This window comes from Sodalis-like endosymbiont of Proechinophthirus fluctus (genome assembly GCF_001602625.1).
Classification (GTDB): domain Bacteria; phylum Pseudomonadota; class Gammaproteobacteria; order Enterobacterales; family Enterobacteriaceae.
The window spans coordinates 348-2,300 of record NZ_LECR01000081.1; the positions used below are offsets into that span (position 1 = coordinate 348).

The following is a 1,953-nucleotide window of genomic DNA, read 5'->3' on the forward strand; positions in this document are numbered from 1 at the left end:
CTATGGCAGACATGCAGGCTCAGCGAGCGGTCATCCAGCCGCAGTGGCCGCTTGCCGCCGCCCTGAATGAGCGTTTCGCCCTCCATGCCAATCACTGCGTGATCCTCGAGGGCCAGGATATCGCGCTGCAGTAGGCTTAGCAAGTTATCACCAGCCGGCTCAACAAATGCATCCACCTCGGCAATACCGTCCATCTGCGCCAGCAGGTAAAGATTATCGCGCCCCTGTTTGCCCCAGGAGGCCAGCAGCGGGTTACCTATTTGCTGCTCTCCCAGCGGGTCGAACAGCGCGGCGGCCTGTTCGGGGCACCGAAACAGCGCCTGCTCTGTCCGCTGCTGATAGTGCCGGCGACGGCGGTGCAGCAGCCGCGTTAGAAAAGCGCGATCGCGAATATCCCCCCAGTAATAGCGACAGGGATTGGTAAACAGAAGATGGATATCAATATGGCGCCCTAACGCCTGAAGCGCTTGTAGGTAGGTAGGAGGTAACACTGAGATGCCGCAGATAAACACTCTATCAGGCAATCCAAGTGGCCGCGTCTGGCTTTGCGTCAATGTCTGGATAAAACACTGATATAGATTGGCGCGGTGCCACAGCGGATGCCCTGCCCGTCCCGTCTCGGCCATTAACGTCCGCCACAATGGGGCCTGCCAGCGCTGAGCGTCTCCTATACCGTCAATCACTTCACCACGTTGCCAGATTTCTAGCCAGTCGGGACGATATACCAGATACTGGTCGAAGAGATCCGCGACCCGGTCGGCGAATTGGAAAACTTTACGCTTATCATCATCATCGAGCAGATATTCGCTTATCGCCGCAAATTCCGGCTGATGACACAGANGAGGCAGCAGTGCCATCAGCCGCCAAGTCATCGCCGGTTTGGAAAATGCGCTTTCATCAGGAATATCGGGCAACACGTGGTTGAACATCTGCCAGATAAAGCTGGCCGGCAGCGGAAATTCAATGTTGGCCGCAATACCGAAGTGTGCTGCTAATTCCATCTGCATCCACTGCGCCATCCCGTTGCTTTGGACCAGAATTACTTCTGACTGGAACGGATCGCGCAGCGGCCTGCCCGCGATCAGCACGGTGATAAGGGTCTTAAGCAGATCCAGTTGGTTAGAATGATAAACGGTAAACATAAACTCCTCGCCAATGACCTTCTGCCCAAGGGCTTATTACAATGTCTGCACCCACTCTAACTTGATTTACCCGGAACGCAAGCGATCACGTACTTGTTAAGCCATCTGAATTCTGGCAACCCTATTCATTGAGGCTGATGCGTTCGCTGGCCGGCAAATTGACTATGTCGGTAACAACGCCGGCAATACTCGTCGCAGGATTATTCAATCAGGTTAATCCGCCAGTTGGGCGGCTGAGATAGCGCACTAGGGGTCCAGCGCCGGCGGATACAGCGGCTCTAGCGCGGTGATAGCGAGCAACGCCGTCGCCAGAAGCGCCGATATCCGGTTTCCTATTCATAGATTTCGCTGCGCCACGACCTATGTCACGGCGTGGCCGATATCCGGCCGACGACGGGTAGTCGCGGCCAAATGAATGCGCAGAGCACCACCTGTAAGGATGGTAAATCGCAGCCGTATCATCGCCAGCTCATAGCTATTGAACTCCTTTTCTCAGTCCCTTTGACAATCACGTATATCACACTGAGTCTCTAGCGCCCCCTACATAGGAGATAGCCGAAGGTGGCAGAGACGAGATGCCGGATGCATCACTGCGCGAGTAATAGGCATAACCGACAATAAAACAAGGAGCTGGATGGCTCCCTAGCGTCTGTAAATCTACAGCGCGCTCTGCCTTGCCTTGAGTCGAAAAGCCGGTACGAAGGCAGGTACTTGACCATAGTCAGTGCATAGAGATTAAGCTGGCGCATCAATCTCAGTTGTACTATCGCTCCTTCGGCACCACGGTGCAGTTCGGGAAAAAAGTGCAGCG

General features: G+C 54.8%; 1 protein-coding gene and 1 pseudogene. Both read right to left on the reverse strand.

Features of this window, described 5'->3' with window-relative positions; genetic code table 11:
* A partial coding sequence (locus BG74_RS17945; protein WP_244267441.1) for an exodeoxyribonuclease V subunit gamma occupies positions 1-840 on the reverse strand: 840 nt, incomplete at both ends.
* Position 841: 1 nt separating this feature from the next.
* Positions 842-1,142: pseudogene (locus BG74_RS17950) on the reverse strand (exodeoxyribonuclease V subunit gamma); the annotation flags it as partial.
* Between the last annotated feature and the right edge of the window lie 811 nt (positions 1,143-1,953).